The following is a 16,380-nucleotide window of genomic DNA, read 5'->3' on the forward strand; positions in this document are numbered from 1 at the left end:
CCAGGCTTCAACAACCATCAACCGATGCGAACCCGCTGCTCTTCGATCTTCGCCCGAATGGAATCCATCCATTGCTCGCGAGTCTGGAAGCCGGGGCGGCGCTTACACATGGCTTCGGTCTGGGCCAGGATGGCCTCGGTCGGCAGTTCGAGGTCGAGTGGTTCTTTGCAAGGTTGAGCGGTGTAGAACGGCGCATCGACATACATTTCAATCGGGTTGCCTTCGGGATCTTTGAAGTAAATCGACCAGGCGTTCCCGTGATCCACCTGAACAATCCCTTCGATGCCACGGCTTTTGGCGAATTGATAGTAAGTCTTCAGGTCGTCCAGGGAGTTGAGCAGAAACGACAGCTGGTTGATCGGATTGAAGGGCAGATCGACAGGTTTGCCGTCAAACAGCACCACCTGGTGATGCAGCTCCGGGTTCTGCGTCATGAAGAACAGGCGATGCCCGGTTGAGGCCACGCCCTTATCGCTGACGATGAAGCCCAAGGTGCGGCAGTAGAAATCGACCATACGATCGAGGTCTGCGCAAAACACGCCGGTGTGAGTGAAATTGATAGTCGGTAAGGCGGGCATTTGGAACCTCCGGTTTTTATGATTGTGTAGAGGACAACGCTCAGGCTTCGTCGATAACACCGTTCGACAGCGTCCCGATTTCGGTGATGACCACTTCGAACACATCACCGGGTTTCAGGAAAATCGGTGGATTTCTCTTGAAGCCGATCCCGCTCGGCGTACCGGTTGCCAGAATGTCGCCCGGGTTCCATGGCAGCGCTTTCGACACATACGAAATCAAATGTGGAATGTCGAAGGCCAACTCTGCAAGGCTGCCCTCCTGCAATTGCTCGCCATTGAGTACACCCCGTACCACCAGCTTACGGTAATCGGCAATTTCCGACGCTGGAATGACCCATGGCCCCAACGCGCCGGTTTTTCTGAAGGTCTTGCCCATGCCGTACTGGTGCGTATGGAACTGCCAGTCGCGAACACTGGCATCGTTGAAGCAGGTGTAACCCGCGACATGATCCATTGCATCGGCGGGATCGATGTGCGCGCCGCCCTTCCCGATCACCACGGCCAACTCGGCTTCGAAATCGAATTGCTCCGATACCTGAGGCCTTACCAACGGTTCTCCGTGGGGCAGCAGGGTTTCGGCAAAGCGCTGGAAAATCACCGGGAACTCCCCAACCTTTCTGCCCGCCTCTTCGGCGTGAGCCACATAGTTGATGCCCACACAAATCACCTTGCCGGGATTGGGGATTACCGACTCCAGCTGGATGCTTGAGAACGGGTAATCGGGCTGGGTGGCCTCTACGACCTTGCGTGCTTCCTGTACCAACAGCGGATTGGCCAGAAAGGATGCGAGGTCCGGAACCTGCGCAAAACGACGGGTCAGCTCGACGACCCCGTCACCCGACACGGCACCGAAATGGGCCTTGCCTTCTTTACGGTACGAAATCAGCTTCATGTTTTTCTCCTGTTTTTTATGCACAAAAACTAATTTCTTGCACCATACATCATTAAATGCATAATGCAAAAGGCCGGTTTAAAAAAATAACGAGCTGCATAAGGCTCACGGTTCTGGAGGTTAGGTATGTCGCTTGTGATGGTTCGTAAGGTAAAACTGGACATCGAAGAAGTGTTCCACGAAGGCGGGCCTCGCTCGTCGGCCCCACTCAGGATTGCGGTAGCCACCGCCGTGGTCGCCAACCCCTACGCGGGTAAATATGTGGAAGACCTGCTGCCGTTCATGCAGGAATTGAGGGGGTTGGGCGCGGAACTGTCCGAGCGACTGATCCATGCGCTGGGCGGTGCCCAACACGTGCAGGCCTATGGCAAAGGTGCCATCGTCGGTGAAGACGGTGAGTTGGAACACGGCGCGGTCTGGCACGAAGCCGGTGGCTGGGCAATGCGCGAAGCGCTCGGCAATCCGAAGGCGATCGTGCCGGCGGGCAAAACCATCGGCGGCCCCGGTTGCCGAGTGATGATCCCGCTCGGGCATATCCAGGCGGCCTATGTTCGCAGCCACTTCGGTGTGGCTGAAATGACCGTATGGGACGGCCCTCGTCGCGGCGAAATCGCTTTTGGCCTGGCGATGGCCACCGGCGGCCGGATTCATGCACGGCTGGGCGGGCTCGCGGCGGCTGACGTGAAGGGCGAAGACGGGCTGCGTTAAGGCCCAGGGTTTGAAGCGTGCTCCACGGGTTACGTACCACTACAAAAACAATATGTGTGTTGGAGAAGATCATGACTACAAAAACTATGCGCGCCGCACGTCTGTATGAAGGCGGTAAACCCATGGTCATCGAGCAGGTGCCCGTCCCCGAGATTCGCCCGACCGAGGTGCTGGTCAAGGTCAAGGCGTGCGGGATCGTCCCGAATCTTCACAACATCCTGACCAACTGGGTCAAATGGTTCCCGCAGAGCCCGCTGCCCAAGCTGCCTGCCATTTTCGGACTTGATCCGGCCGGGGTCATCGAAGCTGTCGGCGCCCAGGTCTATGACTTCAAGGTCGGTGACCGGGTCTATGTGAACCCGGGTCGCCACTGCGGCTCATGCCGGGCCTGCCGCGCGGGCAACACCATTGCCTGCAGCGCCTATACCTTCAACGGTTACTTCGGGTTCACCGCCAAAAGCCCGCGCATGTTCGAAGACTATCCCTACGGTGGTCTTTGCGAGTACATCCCTGCCCCGCAATACAGCCTGGTCAAACTGCCCGACAACATCAGCTTCGAAACCGCTGCACGCCTGGGCTATCTGGGCACAGCCTATAAGGCATTAATCAAAGCCAACGTCGGTCCCGGCAGCACCGTGCTGATCAACGGGATCAGCGGCACACTCGGCCTGGGCGCTGTCGCCCTGGCGCTGGCCATGGGCGTTCGTAAAATCCTCGGCACCGCCCGAAACCAGGACCTGTTCCAAAAGGTGAAAGACCTGGCGGCCCCGGGCCGGATTGAAATTCACACCCTCGGTGCAATCCCGACCAACCAGTGGGTCAGTGAAATCACCCATGGCGAAGGTGTCGATGTCGTCATCGATGCCCTGGGTCCCGGCGCCCCCCACGAGAGTCTGACCCAAGCGCTGAAATCCCTTAACCGTGGCGGGCACCTGGTCAACGTCGGCGCCATCGCCGGCGAAGTCCCCGTCGACCTACACTGGATCATGGACAACGATATCCAGATCAGCGGTTCGGCCTGGTTCACCACGGGCCAGGGTCAGGACATGGCCGACATGGTTGAATCGGGGGTGCTTGATCTCTCATTCTTCGAAAACACGGCCTTCAGTCTGGAAGACGTCAACAGCGCGATCACCGGTATCGAAAACCGCCATGGTGGCTTCAGCAACTACGTCATCTGCCCTTGATAAAACGCAGCGGGCGGAGTGGCTTCCCCTCCCTCGCTGCCTCATTGAGTAATCCAGAATGAAGATAAGAAGAATCGTCACCGGCCACGACGAACAAGGGAACTCCGTGTTCGTTTCCGACGACTATGCCCCAAGGGCGCAATCCTTTGCCTCGATCCCGGGGCATGCGATGGCTCAGTTGTGGACTACTCCCGCCAATCCGGTACTCCTCGAACAGGAACGCGATCCCACGCTTGATTATGCGTCGCTGATTCCTCCTCAGGGCGGCACCAGCATCGCTGTGTTTGATTTTCCGCCTGACACCGTCATGCAGAATCTCGTAGATGGCGTTAAGGCTTTTGAAGAGCTGAGCGCTGCGCTGCCGGGCCTGATCGAAACGTTTGAGCCGGAAAATCCGGGCATGCACACCACCGCCACCATTGATTACGGAATCATTCTGGAGGGTGAGATGTGGCTGGAGCTGGATAACGGTCAGAGCCGTCTGGTGAAGGCAGGCGAGATCGTTATTCAGAACGGCACGCGGCACGCCTGGCGGAACAAAAGCGAGCGGATAGCCCGAGCACTTTTTGTGATGATCGGCACGTCACGTCCAGAGAAACAGGCTGTGTAGTTTTTTATTCTTCATCTCTCTGGTTCAAGGAGTTTTATGGTCACTGTCGCTCATCGTCTACTCGGTATTTCAGGCAGCCTGCGTGCACAGTCTACAAATACCGCGGTTCTCAAGACCCTCGGCGCTCGATTGGGCGATAAGGCGCACATGAGTCTCTTCGCCCTGAATGATATCCCCCTGTACAACAGTGATCTGGAAGCAGAGGCGTTGCCTGCATCAGTGGTTGCGCTGAAAGAGGCAATATCACAGGCCGATGGTTTGATCATCTGCTCGCCTGAATACAACTATGGCACCTCTGGCGTTCTGAAAAATGCACTGGATTGGGCCTCCCGCCCCGGCTTCAATTCACCGCTGAAACATAAACCGGTGCTGATCATGACCTCGTCACCCGGCGTGCTCGGCGGAGCACGCGCCCAGTCTCAACTTCGTGAAACGCTATCCGCGACCCTTTCCAGGGTCATTTGCAGCCCCCAGATAGTCATTCCCGGCGTCAATCAAAAGATCCAGAATGGCCACTTCGCCGATGAAACAACGATCGAGTTCATGCTCGCGGCTGTCGATAATCTGATAGCTGAAATCAATCTCGTGGCCTAGCCATTCAGCAGTAAAGGAGGCCGCAGTTTTCACTGCGGCCCATCGGTGGTTTCAAGGCTCCGACCACAAAAAGTCTTCCCGGATTGGTCAATCGTCACGACCTTGAAACCGCAAACGGTATTGCCCCGGGCTCTCCCCCGTCCATTTTTTGAAGGCGCGGTGAAACGCACTCGGCTCCTGAAACCCCAACTGTTCGGCAATATCGCTGATGCTCGCCTTGCTCTGGCGTAACCGTTCAAACGCCACCCCGCGCCGCACTTCATCCTTGATTTCCTGATACGAACAGCCTTCGCGTCCCAGTTTCCGGCGAAAGGTACTGGGGCTCAGGTGCTGTTCCAGGGCGAAGTCCTGCAAGGTCGGCCATTCGCTGTAATGGCTATGGCGCAGGCGCTGATGAACCTGCGATGCCAGCCCATGCTGGTTGCGGAAGCGGATCACCAGCCATTGCGGTGCGGTGCGCAAAAACACTTTCAGCGAGGCAAGGTCCTGAACCACCGGCAGCCGCAAGTAGTGACTGGCGAACTCGATTTCGGTGTGTTCGGTGCCAAAGGTCAGGTTGGGCCCCCAGAGCAAGGCATCATCACGCAGCGACAAACGCTGATGACGAAAGTCCGCACGATCGATGGGAATTCGCCTCCCGCCCAGCCAACACAGCAGACTGATCATCAACACCAGAAACGTTTCTTCGCCCAGCCGGCTGACCTCACTGTTCTGCGAGCGGGTCTGCAAGCTGATGACCGCACGCTTGCCACGCACACTCAACGTGCCGCGAAAATCACGCAGGAACAAGGCGAAATTGGCCAGGCACTGACGCATGGCTTTTTCCAGCGTCGGCTCCTGAATCAATGCCCGACAGATCAAGGCAAAACTGCCCGGCGGCATACCATGGGAGTCCAACTGGAAAAATTCGTCGTTCAACTCACGAATCTGCGCCAGCCACAACGCGGCGAAAGCCGTGGCCGGCACCCGTGCCGTCGGCTGATCCATCAGTGCCGGATCAATTCCCACCTGTTCAAGGAGTGACCGCAGACGCTGCGGCTTCTCACGCAGCGCATGGATCATGGGATACATGAAGTAAACCGCCACCGAATCCGTTTCCCGCATTTGAATGCCTCTCTCGTCACATCTGAACATGGCAAAAAACGCCATCACCCTTGAACAGTTTTGGCATAGGCCAGCGGCGCTGCTGATTCTAGACTCGTGCCCAACAAAAAAGACCTGTTCAAGAGAACCAACATGAACCATTCCGATATTTTTGTAGTGAGCGCCGTCCGTTCTGCCATCGGCAGCTTTGGCGGTTCACTCAAGGATGTGCCGCCCATTCAGTTGGCAACCGACGTTTGCCGCGCCGCTATCGAACGATCAGGCCTGGCGCCCGAACACATCGGTCATGCGGTGATGGGACATGTGATCCCGACCGAGGCGCGCGATGCCTACATCTCCCGGGTCGTGGCGATGAATGCCGGTCTGACGAAAGAAACCCCGGCCTTCAACGTCAACCGCCTTTGCGGTTCGGGTTTGCAGGCGATTGTCAGTGCCGCGCAAAGTTTGATGCTGGGGGATGCGGGCGCTGCGCTGGCCGGTGGCGTCGAGTCCATGAGCCGAGGCGCGTACTTGTTGCCGCAGGCGCGCTGGGGTGCACGAATGGGCGACATGCAGGCCATCGACTACATGCTGGGGGCACTGCAAGACCCGTTTGCCGGTTTCCATATGGGGATCACTGCTGAAAATATCGCCGAGCACTATGGCATCACACGTCAGGTCCAGGATGAATTGGCGCTTCTCAGCCAACAGCGTGCTGCCCGGGCGATTGTCGAAGGGCGTTTTTCCGGGCAGATCGTGCCGATCGAAGTAGCGACCCGCAAAGGGACGGTTTCGTTTGCGACGGATGAGCATGTAAGGGCTGAGGTCAGTTCCGAGCAATTGAGCGGCATGAAACCCGCCTTCAAAAAGGACGGCACCGTCACCGCCGGCAACGCGTCTGGCCTCAATGATGGTGCCGGCGCACTGATCATGGCCACGGGACAAACTGTTCAGGAACAAGGCCTCAAGCCCATGGCTCGACTGGTGGGTTATGCCCACGCAGGCGTTGAGCCCTCAATGATGGGGCTGGGACCGATTCCAGCCACCCGCCTGGTGCTCAAGCGGGCCGGCCTGACCGTTGCCGATCTTGACGTGATCGAGTCCAACGAAGCCTTCGCCGCCCAGGCCTGTGCCGTAGCGCAAGAGTTGGGTTTCGATCCACAGAAGGTCAACCCCAACGGCTCGGGCATCTCGCTGGGCCATCCGGTGGGCGCCACTGGCGCGATCATCGCCACCAAAGCAATTCACGAACTGCATCGCTGTCAGGGCCGTTATGCCCTGGCGACCATGTGCATCGGTGGCGGCCAAGGCATCGCCGTGCTGTTTGAACGGGTTTGATCACAAGGACATGCACATGAACCTACAGAACATTGGCGTCATCGGCGCCGGCACCATGGGCAATGGCATCGCGCAAGTCTGCGCCCTGTCCGGCTTCAACGTAACCTTGATCGACATTTCCGAGAGCGCTCTGCAAAGGGCAATCGCGACTGTCGATAAAAATCTCGATCGACAGGTCGTCAAGGACACGCTGACGCATGAGCAAAAGCTCGCCGCCCTCGACAGGATTCGTACCAGTACCGATTACAACAGCCTGCAAAACGTGCAACTGGTGATCGAAGCCGCCACCGAAAACCTCGATCTGAAACTGCGCGTGTTGCAACAGATCGCCGCGCAGGTCAGCGCCGAGTGCGTGATCGCCTCCAACACGTCGTCGCTGTCCATTACCCAACTGGCGGCCAGCGTGAGCCGGCCTGAGCGCTTCATTGGCCTGCACTTTTTCAACCCGGTGCCGGTGATGGGCCTGATCGAAGTGATTCGTGGCCTGCAAACCAGCGATGCCACCCACGCCCTGGCGCTGGACATGGCAAAAACCCTCGGCAAGACCGCGATCACCGCAGGCAACCGTCCGGGATTCGTGGTCAACCGGATTCTGGTGCCGATGATCAACGAAGCGATCCTGGTGTTTCAGGAAGGCCTGGCCAGCGCCGAAGACATCGACGCCGGCATGCGCCTGGGTTGCAACCAGCCGATCGGGCCACTGGCCCTGGCGGATCTGATTGGTCTGGACACGGTGCTGGCCATTCTTGAAGCCTTTTACGACGGCTTCAATGACAGCAAATATCGCCCGGCACCGCTGCTCAAGGAAATGGTCGCCGCCGGTTACCTGGGGCGCAAAACGGGGCGTGGCTTCCATGCCTATGCCTGAGCGTTGCTCACGGTTTGCCGAGTACCGGGACAAGGTGCTGGAGCTGTTTGCCAGCAAAGGTTTCGGTCAGGTCGGCATGCGTGAGCTGGCGACGTGCCTGGGGCTCGCCCCAGGCTCGTTGTATCACCATTACCCCAGCAAACAGCACTTGTTGCTCGACTTGATCGAGGAGTTCTACGAGGAGCTGTTGGCAACCTTGGGGCGCATTGAGCAACAGGCGCCGGCAAAACGCGACAGGCTCAACAGCCTGATCCGCGCCCACCTGAATCTGCACCAGGAAATGCCTTGGCATTTTCGACTGGCGGAGCGCGACAGTGGCTGCCTGAACGAGGAGCAGCAGGAACAGGTTCGCCACTTGCGCGAGCAATACGAACGCAAACTGCTGCTGATGCTCGGAGCCAAACCCCGCGTGAGCGAACCGGCGCAACGAGCCGCGGGTCGAGCCATTGCAGCCTTGCTCAACAGCGCGCCCAGTTGGCTGACGCACTATTCGCTGGATGAACAAGAGCGCGATAATCTGATGGAAAACATGGTGAGTGGCGCCATCGAGCGATTATTGGCGCCAAGGACAAAGCCCTGATTATTCAGGGCTTTGTCGTTTCTGGGGATACCCGTCGAGTGAGCTGGCTGACGTCGGAGCTGTCGACGGCTGCGGTCTTTTGACCTTCCAGCGCCCTTTGTTTACTGGGTGACTACAATCTTCCCGATCATCTGCGGGTGCAGCGCACAAAAATACTCGAACTCTCCAGGCGTATTGAACACCCAGGAAAAACTGTCATTCGTATCCAGCGCCCCCGAACGAAACACCTTGTGGGTTTCTGCCACCGTGTGCGGAATCTGGTCGTCATTCACCCACGTCACTTTGGTGCCCACGGCCACGGTCAAATCCTTGGGTGCAAACATGAACTCCTTGATATCGATCTTCACCTCCTGAGCCCACGCCGGCATCGACAGCATCAGGCACACCACCGCCAACAGTCGCGTTTTCATCTGAGCGCCCTCCCCTAGACCAGTGTCGAATCAATCAGCGCCAGCGGATGATCGCCCTGTGTCGCTCGCACATCGGTGATCCCCAGATAATTGCGCAATTGATCGGCAGCCACCGTCATCGGTCCCGGTGCCGGCGCCGCACCCGGTGCAGGTTGTGGGTAAGCCGTGCCACGGGCGGTGTGGAAGGTGATGTTGCCTTCGACCTTCTGGATGACCTGATGGATGTGCCCGTTCAACACCGTCACTGAACCGTACTTGCGCAGCATCGCAATCGCCTGATCACCATCCTCGGTGCCCCAGCCCCACGGCTGATAAATCGTCCACAGCGGAATGTGGGTAAACACGACGATGGGCGTACTGGTCGTCACCGCCCGCAAATCATCGGCCAGCCAGGCCAGTTGATCGGCGCCAAGGGTAGCTTCATGGCCGGCCTGGAAGTTGAAGACGTTTACCAGCGCGATGAAATGCACGCCGTGGTCATCGAAGCTGTACCAGCCATTACCTTTGGTGCCCTTGCCGTAACGCTCCAGGTAAAGCTTGCCGCCGCCCTCGTCGAGGGTGTCGTGTTCTCCCGGCACGTAATGCACGGTGGACGGCAGTCCCTTGAGCAACTGTGCCGCAGTGTCGAACTCCTCAGGCTTGGACAGGTGCGTGATGTCGCCGGTATGCAGGATCAGCGACGGCCGTTTTGGCAGCTTGATGACCTTGTCGATCGCCACCTGTAATGTCTTGGCCGGCTCCGGGTTGGCTTCCTTGTTGAAGCCGATGTGCGAGTCGCTGATCTGCACGAAGTGAAACGTGCTGGCCAGTGCCTTGGGGTCGGCGACGTTGCCTGCCTCATCCAGTGCAAAGGCCCGGGGAATGCCGCCGCTCAGGGCCCAGATCACCCCTGCCCCGGCCCACGCCGAGCACTTGAGCAACGTTCGGCGGTCAGGGTTCAGCAAGCCGTCGGTGCGCACCGGGGGTTTTGATTGAATGTCCATCGGTATGTCCTCGCAAGCGGACTACAGTGATGTAGCTGACACGAGGTAAACCTTGCGGGACGCGTATTTATTCCGCGTTGGAAAACAAATTCTTTTCAGGGAATAAAAGACCACGCATCACGGTTATAGGGGTGTGACAGTGCGGAAGCCACTATGAAGCGATTTGAGGACCTGATTGCGCCCCATCTGGACGCCGCTTACAACCTCGCGCGCTGGCTCACTGGCAACGACGCCGCCGCACGCGATGTCGTGCAGGAAAGCGCCCTGCGCGCCTTCAGGTTTTTGCAGCGTTTCGCCGATGGCAACGCCAAGGCCTGGTTCCTGACCATCGTGCGCAACGAAAGCTACACCTGGCTCAAAGCCTCAGCCGGGCGCCATTGGGTTGCTTTCGATGACGACATCGGCGATGACGAAGGGGCACTGAGCCACAGCCAGACCCCGGAATTGCTGGCTATTCACACGGAAAACGCGGCGCTGATCCAGCAAGCGCTGTGCGCCTTGCCGCCGGTGTTTCGTGAGGTGATTGTGCTGAAAGAACTCGAAGACATGCCTTATAAGGACATCGCTTTGGTGGTCGATATCCCCATCGGCACCGTCATGTCGAGACTGGCCCGGGGGCGCGCGATGCTCAAGCTCGAACTACTGAAGTTGCACGATCATGAATGAACTCGACTGCACGGTTTGCCAGACACGGCTGCATGGTTATCTGGATCAGGAACTCGATCCTGCGACGGCTGCGGATGTGGCTGCGCATCTGGCCGCATGCGCCGAGTGCGCGCGGCTGCATGATGAAGTGAAACTGCTGAAGGTCAGTGTGAAGCGCCAGGCGCCGTATTACCCGGCGCCGGCATCGTTAGCGGCCAGCGTGTTTGCCGCGGGTGCTCCCGCGACTCGCACCGTCGAGCGCTGGCAGAAATGGTTCGCACCGACATTTTCCGCGGCGGCGCTGGCCTTGGCGATGGTGCTTTATGTGATGACGCCGGGCAGCGAACAACCGCTGATGGACGAGGCTGTCTCCAGCCATGTCCGCTCATTGATGGGCGAGCATCTGAACGATGTGGTGTCCTCCGACCGTCACACCGTGAAGCCCTGGTTCACCGGCAAACTCGACTTCTCGCCGCCGGTATTCGATTACTCGGCGCAGGGATTTCCATTACTGGGCGGGCGGCTGGATTATCTGCAACACCAAACCACGGCAGCCCTGAGTTACGGGAGGGCCAGGCACATCATCAATGTGTTTATCCTGCCCGTGCCGGAGGCAGACAAGCCGCGGCAGACCCAGACGATTCGTGGCTTTAACGTGGTGTCCTGGCAAGTCAACCACATGCGCTTCGTGCTGGTTTCCGATGTGGAGAAAAGTGAACTGGAGGCGTTCAGCCAGTTGCTCAGGGACGGTGCCTGAAGGGGCAGTGGGTGCACGCTTACACGTGCACCGTCATTCTCTCTGTCGAGAAAAATCGAAAATAGGTGCTCACCCAGCCAGGGCCTGGCACTCCGTGCCTGGTAAAGAGCCAAAGCTGGGTGAGCGGTGAAAACTTTATCGAGAGTTGCGCCCTGTGTCCCGAATACAATTCTGAATAAAACTGAACAGCCTGCGCAAAGGCTCGTCGTTCAGCGTCCGGCATAATCAGGTTTTACTCACTGCCAGTGCGCGACCACTCATCATCCATGGCACCCGCTGTGTTGGCGACTATCCACGCCACTGCACAAGCCACTAACGAGAACGCGGCAAAAGCACCCATCACATGCAAGTAGGGCAGCACGTGATTCCACGCTCGAGCCACCCCCAGGAATGCGGCAAATAACCAGCCACTCATGGAGAGAGCGCCCAACAGTGCAAGGCGAGTCCGGGCGCTGCTGTGTAACAAAACAAAGGGAGCCTTCTGCAACAGCGGAAAACCGATCCGATGCAACAAAGCGCCGTTGAGGCTAAGCAGCGCGACAACACTCACCTTGGCCCAGAGCTTTTGATTGAGCAGATACGCGCTCCCCTCATAGAGGTAACCCTGGAGCACCAGCAGCAAGCCACTTCCCCAAAGAGCCAATAGCGCGAGCGTGACGATTTTTTGAGTCTCGTCGAGATACTCACGTTGCACCTGGCTCAACACATCCTTGCGCCAGCTCCATAGCTTTTGATCTGCCTGCAGCACCCTCCCCAGAGCAATACAGGTGGCAATCAGATGACCGTACACGAGTAGCATTTTGAGCATTACCTGGACCTTATTTTTATGTGGGCAATGCACTCCCTCGCACCCTTGATTTGAAACGAAATGATACAGATTCATATTTGTATCAAGCAAGTTACAAATTCAACCATCCATCCGGAGCCGCCTGATCTCCCTCAGGTTTACCCGTGTTGCGCTGTTTCTTGAGCAACTCCCGCATACGAAAACGCCGCTCAATGAGCGGCGCTGGATATACGCAACCACAACGGAAGGTGGTGTTACAACCGGACGGAATCTAATCCGAAGTCAGCGGCTGCCTGGAGCGACTCGGCGCGATGGCCGACTTCTCCCCGGTGTCGCGATGCAACAAGGCAACGTTGTAGTCATAGCGGGATATCAACGGTACCGGCTCATCATTACGGGACATCTTGAGCCATTGTCTTGTGCGTTCGATGTCAAAGGATTCGTTCCTGCCCTTCATGCTTTTAATCAGGTTGGCCGAGACCCTGAAGCGTCCACATCCAGCCGAGCATGCAACTTCTGACCAGTCTTCAGCCACATGAACAGTGTTAGAGACAGCGTGACAAATTAAGCACTTCATGTTCGATCTCCGTATCCATGAATTACCAACTGTAGACGATCCACGAACAAAGAACTCAGCGCCCCAAAAAAACCGGATCAGTCCATCGCGCCGCCAAGTGACAGCCTGGCCAGGTGACCTGTCAAAGGGGCGATAAGTGAAGAGCCCGGCGCAATGGCCGGGCTCCGTTTTATCTTCTGTTTTCAAGCATCTTGTCGGCGAGCGCTTTGGCCCTTTGGATCAGCAGGTTTTGCCTGTCTTCGTGGGTGGCTTCTCCTACCACCGGTGCCGTCAGATGGCTTTCGGCAATCAGCGCAGCACAGAAATATTGGTCCCAAACAGCGCTTTGCTCCGACACCTGTCTAGTCGTTTGGTCGGCGATCATATGCGGCTCCTTTCGATGAGGTAGCTCTGTCATTTTACGCCCGAATCGCGAACAACTTGCGTCGATCAGGATAGTCGGCACCTTATTGCAAGGCCGATCACTGGCAACAAATCATTTCCTCGACTAGGATTTTTATCGCACAGGATCTCGCCCACTGTGTTGTCGGGCGACTCAACCAGGGAGAGATAGATGACGCCTACTCGTATTTGCGAACAAACCTATCGTGGCTGGTCCAGCCCCATCTTGCTTGAACTCAAGGAGAGAGAACATCAACTGGATCCTTCGGCGCGCCAGGCCCTTCGAAATGTCCTGGTCGAGAGAAGGCTTATCAACACCGGCAACCCTTCTGGCAGTGATCGGCGCAAGGCTGATCCGGCCGGGTAACAACAGGCAGCAATAGCTCTTACCCACCTCATCACCGACGCTGCTGGCGCTCTGCCGGCAGCGTGCTTGTCAGCAATCGCCAAATTCCAGACAAAAAAAAAGCCCAGGCAGCTGATGGACGCCTGGGCTTTAAAAATGCATAAACCGTGGTGGTGAACGCGGGGCAATATTACCCAATCAATTGATCTGTAACAATATATTTTAACTCACCATCCAGTTACTAAATCTCGTAACCCATTAAATATCCTTACTATTTTTGAGCCATCTACTGAAGAAACCGTTACAAACAATCCCGGACAGCCTGGCGCAGCGCCGCTGACTTGGCCCATGGCGGCCCTTGGTAAAGCGATACCCGGCTGCCATCTTTCGACTTCACGATATCCAGAATTTCGTCAGCTGTGATGACGCTCGGTGCAGTAATCCGATAGCCATTGGAAATCGCGGTTTGCGTCGTTCCCGCAATCTCCTGACGCCACAACGGCAACACACACCCGGCATATTCCTTGGGCGCCTTATCGCTGTATTTGCTGACATTGGGCTCACCGGGCACCAGGGATGTGGGCAATGAACAGCCCGCCAACGCAGCCACCGCTACTCCCGCTATCAACATCCGCATGATGCTTCCCTATCCTGAAAAACGGGAAATGTAGCCTGTACTTGCGCAGACATCCAGCAAACGCTGGGGCTATGCCCCCTATATAAGAGCCTTTATACAGAAGCCTCGCCCTGCCCCGGATCGCCCCCCGAGCCGGAATCGGCATACGAACTCGCATTCAGATACTTCATCCATCGCTCGTACGCTTCATGCTGCCACTTGGTAACCCGCTCCCATTCCGCGCCGCTAAGCTGGTGGGCCGAAATCAGCCTCATCATTTCGGTGGTGGCCGCGTCCAGGTCAACGATCAGTTCATGCGCATGGTGTCTGAAATCATCAGTCGCCGTCATTTGAGATACCTCGCCCCAGCGAATAGATCACTACCTCAATACGACAGCAGAGCTATTCGCTCCCGTTGATTTTTCCCGACCAGTGGAAGCACCTTCCATCCCTATCCCTTCACGCACACCACCTGTCGCAAAGTGTGTAGCACTTCCACCAGATCACGCTGGGCATACATGACTTTGTCGATGTCCTTATAGGCCATTGGAATCTCGTCGATGACCGCAGCGTCCTTACGGCATTCCACATGAGCGGTCGCGCGGATCTGGTCGGCGACGGTGAAGGTGTTTTTGGCTTTGGTACGGCTCATGGTGCGACCGGCGCCGTGGCTGCAGGAACAGAAGGATTGCTCATTGCCGAGGCCGCGAACGATGAAGCTTTTGGCCCCCATGGAGCCGGGAATGATCCCCAGTTCGCCCTTCTGCGCCGAGACCGCGCCCTTGCGAGTGACCAGGATGTCCTCGCCGAAGTGCCGCTCTTTCTGTACGTAATTGTGGTGGCAGTTCACGGCCTCCAGCGCGACCTCGAAGGGCTTGCGGATCACTTGCCGCGCCGCGTGAATCACCGCTTGCATCATCAAGGCACGGTTCTGCCGGGCAAAGTCCTGAGCCCAACCCACCGCTTCGACGTAGTCATCGAAGTGCCGGCTGCCCTCCTTGAAGTAGGCCAGGTCGCGGTCCGGCAGGTTGGCGATGTGTTGGCGCATGTCAGCCTGAGCCAATTGAATGAACAGGGTACCGATGGCGTTGCCAACGCCGCGAGAACCGCTGTGCAGCATGAACCAGACACGATTGGCCTCGTCCAGGCAGACCTCGATGAAGTGGTTACCGGTACCGAGGGTGCCCAGATGATGGCGGTTGTTGGTGCTGGCGAGTTTCGGGTACTTGTCGATGATCGCCTTGAACCGTGGGTTCAGCGCCGCCCAGGCTTGATCGGCCTGCTGTGGAACGCGCTCCCAGGCGCCTTCGTCACGGCGACCACGGCTCAACGTGCGGCCATGGGGTACGGCTTTTTCAATGGCAGTGCGCAGACCGTGCAGGTTGTCCGGCAAGTCGGCGGCAGTCAGCGAGGTGCGCGCGGCGATCATGCCGCAGCCGATGTCTACGCCCACGGCCGCCGGAATGATCGCGCCCACGGTGGGGATCACGCTGCCGATAGTGGACCCCTTGCCCAGGTGCACATCCGGCATCACTGCCAGGTGCTTGAAGATGAACGGCATCTTCGCGGTATTGATCAGTTGCTGCCGGGCTTCGCTTTCAACTGGCACTCCTTCGGTCCAGAGTTTGATCGGCTTGCCGTTGGCGACTTCCAGCAGTTGGTAGGCAGGTTGTTGCATGACTTCTACTCTCTTCGGATCAGACGAACATAACGCTCCATCGAGGTAAATGGGATTACTATTTCGTAGCGGGGAATTGCAGGAGGTCATCATGTGGCTTAACGAATATGAACAGCAACTTCGGCGTGACCTGCAAGGCGTGGCGTCGGATCTGCGGTGGTCGGCGGTGGAGCTTTTGCGCATCGCCGAGCAGTTGCGCCAGGCCGGCAATGATGTGGACGCAGAGGCAACGCTAAGGCTGTGTGCGTTGTTCCAGGGCGATGAAGAACGCCTGTCGGGCTATGCTGAAGAAGTGAAAGCTAAAACCATCACCCGAATGAAAGCTCATTAGAGAGCACTGTCATGAACAAGCCTCTATGCGCGCTGATCGCCGTGTTGGCGGCGACAGGTGGCTGCAACACCGAATCACATATCTACCGGGACCAACCGCTGGTCGCCAAGGTCGAAGCTGGCATGACCAAGGATCAGGTCGAGCAGATTGGCGGCAAACCGCTATCAATCACGGACCGCACGGTGGAACCTGGCACCTGCTTTGATTACAAGCTGACCCAGGCCGGCCATCAGCAGCCGTACAACGTCAGCTTCGACGGCAGGGGCCAGGTCGACCATAAAAGCTTCATGACCTGCGCGGAATGGAGTCGTGTCCAACAAAAAGCCAGAGAGCATTCCCCCACCACGGGCGGGATGGGCGGCGGTGGCGGTGGTTACTGACCCAACGAATTAACCCCTGTAGCAGCTGCCGAGCCTGCGAGGCTGCGTTCG

General features: G+C 57.6%; 23 protein-coding genes. 12 read left to right on the plus strand and 11 right to left on the minus strand.

The window, feature by feature from the left end; all coding sequences use genetic code 11:
- Positions 1 to 17: 17 nt before the first annotated feature.
- Both PMI21_RS01195 and PMI21_RS01190 read right to left on the minus strand, forming a co-directional pair.
- A complete protein-coding gene (locus PMI21_RS01195; protein WP_007941918.1) occupies positions 18 to 578 on the minus strand; it encodes a VOC family protein in 561 nt (186 codons plus the stop codon).
- Between the two features lie 40 nt (positions 579 to 618).
- Positions 619 to 1,470, minus strand: coding sequence for a fumarylacetoacetate hydrolase family protein (locus tag PMI21_RS01190; RefSeq protein WP_007941919.1), 852 nt, complete (start codon positions 1,468 to 1,470; stop codon positions 619 to 621).
- A 126-nt stretch (positions 1,471 to 1,596) separates the two neighbouring features.
- Between PMI21_RS01190 and PMI21_RS01185 the strand changes: the two genes are divergently transcribed.
- The 4 genes from PMI21_RS01185 (at position 1,597) to PMI21_RS01170 (ending at position 4,569) form a co-directional block, all read left to right on the plus strand.
- Positions 1,597 to 2,178, plus strand: a complete 582-nt coding sequence (locus PMI21_RS01185; RefSeq protein ID WP_007941920.1) for an amino acid synthesis family protein — start codon at positions 1,597 to 1,599, stop codon at positions 2,176 to 2,178.
- A gap of 71 nt (positions 2,179 to 2,249) precedes the next feature.
- Positions 2,250 to 3,365, plus strand: a complete 1,116-nt coding sequence (locus PMI21_RS01180) for an alcohol dehydrogenase catalytic domain-containing protein (protein ID WP_007941921.1) — start codon at positions 2,250 to 2,252, stop codon at positions 3,363 to 3,365.
- Positions 3,366 to 3,423: 58 nt separating this feature from the next.
- On the plus strand, positions 3,424 to 3,975 hold the full coding sequence (locus tag PMI21_RS01175; protein ID WP_007941923.1) for a cupin domain-containing protein: 552 nt from the start codon (positions 3,424 to 3,426) through the stop codon (positions 3,973 to 3,975).
- A gap of 36 nt (positions 3,976 to 4,011) precedes the next feature.
- Positions 4,012 to 4,569: an NADPH-dependent FMN reductase gene (locus PMI21_RS01170; RefSeq protein ID WP_007941925.1), complete on the plus strand. Its 558-nt coding sequence runs from the start codon at positions 4,012 to 4,014 to the stop codon at positions 4,567 to 4,569.
- 87 nt (positions 4,570 to 4,656) lie between these two features.
- Here the strand turns inward: PMI21_RS01170 and PMI21_RS01165 are convergent, their stop codons facing one another.
- Positions 4,657 to 5,673 (minus strand): AraC family transcriptional regulator, encoded by a 1,017-nt coding sequence (locus tag PMI21_RS01165; RefSeq protein ID WP_007941926.1) that lies wholly within the window; start codon positions 5,671 to 5,673, stop codon positions 4,657 to 4,659.
- 132 nt (positions 5,674 to 5,805) lie between these two features.
- Between PMI21_RS01165 and PMI21_RS01160 the strand changes: the two genes are divergently transcribed.
- From PMI21_RS01160 to PMI21_RS01150, 3 genes are read left to right on the plus strand one after another with little or no spacing between them, the layout of a single operon-like run.
- Positions 5,806 to 6,990: an acetyl-CoA C-acyltransferase family protein gene (locus tag PMI21_RS01160; protein WP_007941927.1), complete on the plus strand. Its 1,185-nt coding sequence runs from the start codon at positions 5,806 to 5,808 to the stop codon at positions 6,988 to 6,990.
- Between the two features lie 16 nt (positions 6,991 to 7,006).
- Entirely contained in the window at positions 7,007 to 7,858 is an 852-nt protein-coding gene (locus tag PMI21_RS01155; protein WP_007941928.1) for a 3-hydroxybutyryl-CoA dehydrogenase, read from the plus strand.
- Entirely contained in the window at positions 7,845 to 8,438 is a 594-nt protein-coding gene (locus tag PMI21_RS01150) for a TetR/AcrR family transcriptional regulator (protein ID WP_007941929.1), read from the plus strand. The genes PMI21_RS01155 and PMI21_RS01150 overlap by 14 nt, the downstream gene beginning before the upstream one ends.
- A 101-nt stretch (positions 8,439 to 8,539) precedes the next feature.
- Here the strand turns inward: PMI21_RS01150 and PMI21_RS01145 are convergent, their stop codons facing one another.
- Both PMI21_RS01145 and PMI21_RS01140 read right to left on the minus strand, forming a co-directional pair.
- Complete coding sequence (locus PMI21_RS01145; protein ID WP_007941931.1) at positions 8,540 to 8,848, minus strand: cupredoxin domain-containing protein; 309 nt, start codon at positions 8,846 to 8,848, stop codon at positions 8,540 to 8,542.
- 14 nt (positions 8,849 to 8,862) lie between these two features.
- The gene (locus PMI21_RS01140) at positions 8,863 to 9,831 is read right to left on the minus strand and encodes a metallophosphoesterase family protein (RefSeq protein WP_007941933.1); all 969 of its coding nucleotides are present in this window, start codon (positions 9,829 to 9,831) and stop codon (positions 8,863 to 8,865) included.
- Between the two features lie 153 nt (positions 9,832 to 9,984).
- Here PMI21_RS01140 and PMI21_RS01135 point away from each other — a divergent pair, with 153 nt between their 5' ends.
- Together PMI21_RS01135 and PMI21_RS01130 are read left to right on the plus strand one after the other, a co-directional pair.
- Entirely contained in the window at positions 9,985 to 10,497 is a 513-nt protein-coding gene (locus tag PMI21_RS01135) for a sigma-70 family RNA polymerase sigma factor (protein WP_007941935.1), read from the plus strand.
- Positions 10,490 to 11,233 (plus strand): anti-sigma factor family protein, encoded by a 744-nt coding sequence (locus PMI21_RS01130; RefSeq protein ID WP_007941936.1) that lies wholly within the window; start codon positions 10,490 to 10,492, stop codon positions 11,231 to 11,233. The genes PMI21_RS01135 and PMI21_RS01130 overlap by 8 nt, the downstream gene beginning before the upstream one ends.
- A gap of 232 nt (positions 11,234 to 11,465) precedes the next feature.
- Here PMI21_RS01130 and PMI21_RS01125 read toward each other — a convergent pair whose 3' ends face one another.
- The 3 genes from PMI21_RS01125 to PMI21_RS01115 form a co-directional block, all read right to left on the minus strand.
- Complete coding sequence (locus PMI21_RS01125; RefSeq protein ID WP_007941938.1) at positions 11,466 to 12,041, minus strand: hypothetical protein; 576 nt, start codon at positions 12,039 to 12,041, stop codon at positions 11,466 to 11,468.
- Positions 12,042 to 12,291: 250 nt separating this feature from the next.
- Positions 12,292 to 12,423: a hypothetical protein gene (locus PMI21_RS30025; RefSeq protein WP_256597093.1), complete on the minus strand. Its 132-nt coding sequence runs from the start codon at positions 12,421 to 12,423 to the stop codon at positions 12,292 to 12,294.
- Positions 12,424 to 12,766: 343 nt separating this feature from the next.
- The gene (locus PMI21_RS01115) at positions 12,767 to 12,961 is read right to left on the minus strand and encodes a hypothetical protein (RefSeq protein WP_007941943.1); all 195 of its coding nucleotides are present in this window, start codon (positions 12,959 to 12,961) and stop codon (positions 12,767 to 12,769) included.
- Between the two features lie 189 nt (positions 12,962 to 13,150).
- Between PMI21_RS01115 and PMI21_RS29275 the strand changes: the two genes are divergently transcribed.
- Positions 13,151 to 13,345, plus strand: coding sequence for a hypothetical protein (locus PMI21_RS29275; protein ID WP_081499569.1), 195 nt, complete (start codon positions 13,151 to 13,153; stop codon positions 13,343 to 13,345).
- Between the two features lie 280 nt (positions 13,346 to 13,625).
- Here the strand turns inward: PMI21_RS29275 and PMI21_RS01110 are convergent, their stop codons facing one another.
- The 3 genes from PMI21_RS01110 to PMI21_RS01100 all read right to left on the minus strand — a co-directional run bounded on the left by PMI21_RS01110 (position 13,626) and on the right by PMI21_RS01100 (position 15,618).
- On the minus strand, positions 13,626 to 13,961 hold the full coding sequence (locus tag PMI21_RS01110) for a hypothetical protein (RefSeq protein ID WP_007941944.1): 336 nt from the start codon (positions 13,959 to 13,961) through the stop codon (positions 13,626 to 13,628).
- Between the two features lie 92 nt (positions 13,962 to 14,053).
- Positions 14,054 to 14,290, minus strand: a complete 237-nt coding sequence (locus PMI21_RS01105) for a hypothetical protein (protein ID WP_007941945.1) — start codon at positions 14,288 to 14,290, stop codon at positions 14,054 to 14,056.
- Between the two features lie 101 nt (positions 14,291 to 14,391).
- A complete protein-coding gene (locus PMI21_RS01100) occupies positions 14,392 to 15,618 on the minus strand; it encodes an RtcB family protein (RefSeq protein ID WP_007941946.1) in 1,227 nt (408 codons plus the stop codon).
- A gap of 91 nt (positions 15,619 to 15,709) precedes the next feature.
- Here PMI21_RS01100 and PMI21_RS01095 point away from each other — a divergent pair, with 91 nt between their 5' ends.
- Together PMI21_RS01095 and osmE are read left to right on the plus strand one after the other, a co-directional pair.
- Complete coding sequence (locus PMI21_RS01095) at positions 15,710 to 15,949, plus strand: hypothetical protein (protein ID WP_007941947.1); 240 nt, start codon at positions 15,710 to 15,712, stop codon at positions 15,947 to 15,949.
- Positions 15,950 to 15,960: 11 nt separating this feature from the next.
- On the plus strand, positions 15,961 to 16,329 hold the full coding sequence (osmE, locus tag PMI21_RS01090) for an osmotically-inducible lipoprotein OsmE (RefSeq protein WP_007941948.1): 369 nt from the start codon (positions 15,961 to 15,963) through the stop codon (positions 16,327 to 16,329).
- Positions 16,330 to 16,380: the final 51 nt, after the last annotated feature.

Source organism: Pseudomonas sp. GM18 (assembly GCF_000282195.1).
In the GTDB taxonomy this organism is placed as follows: Bacteria; Pseudomonadota; Gammaproteobacteria; order Pseudomonadales; family Pseudomonadaceae; genus Aquipseudomonas.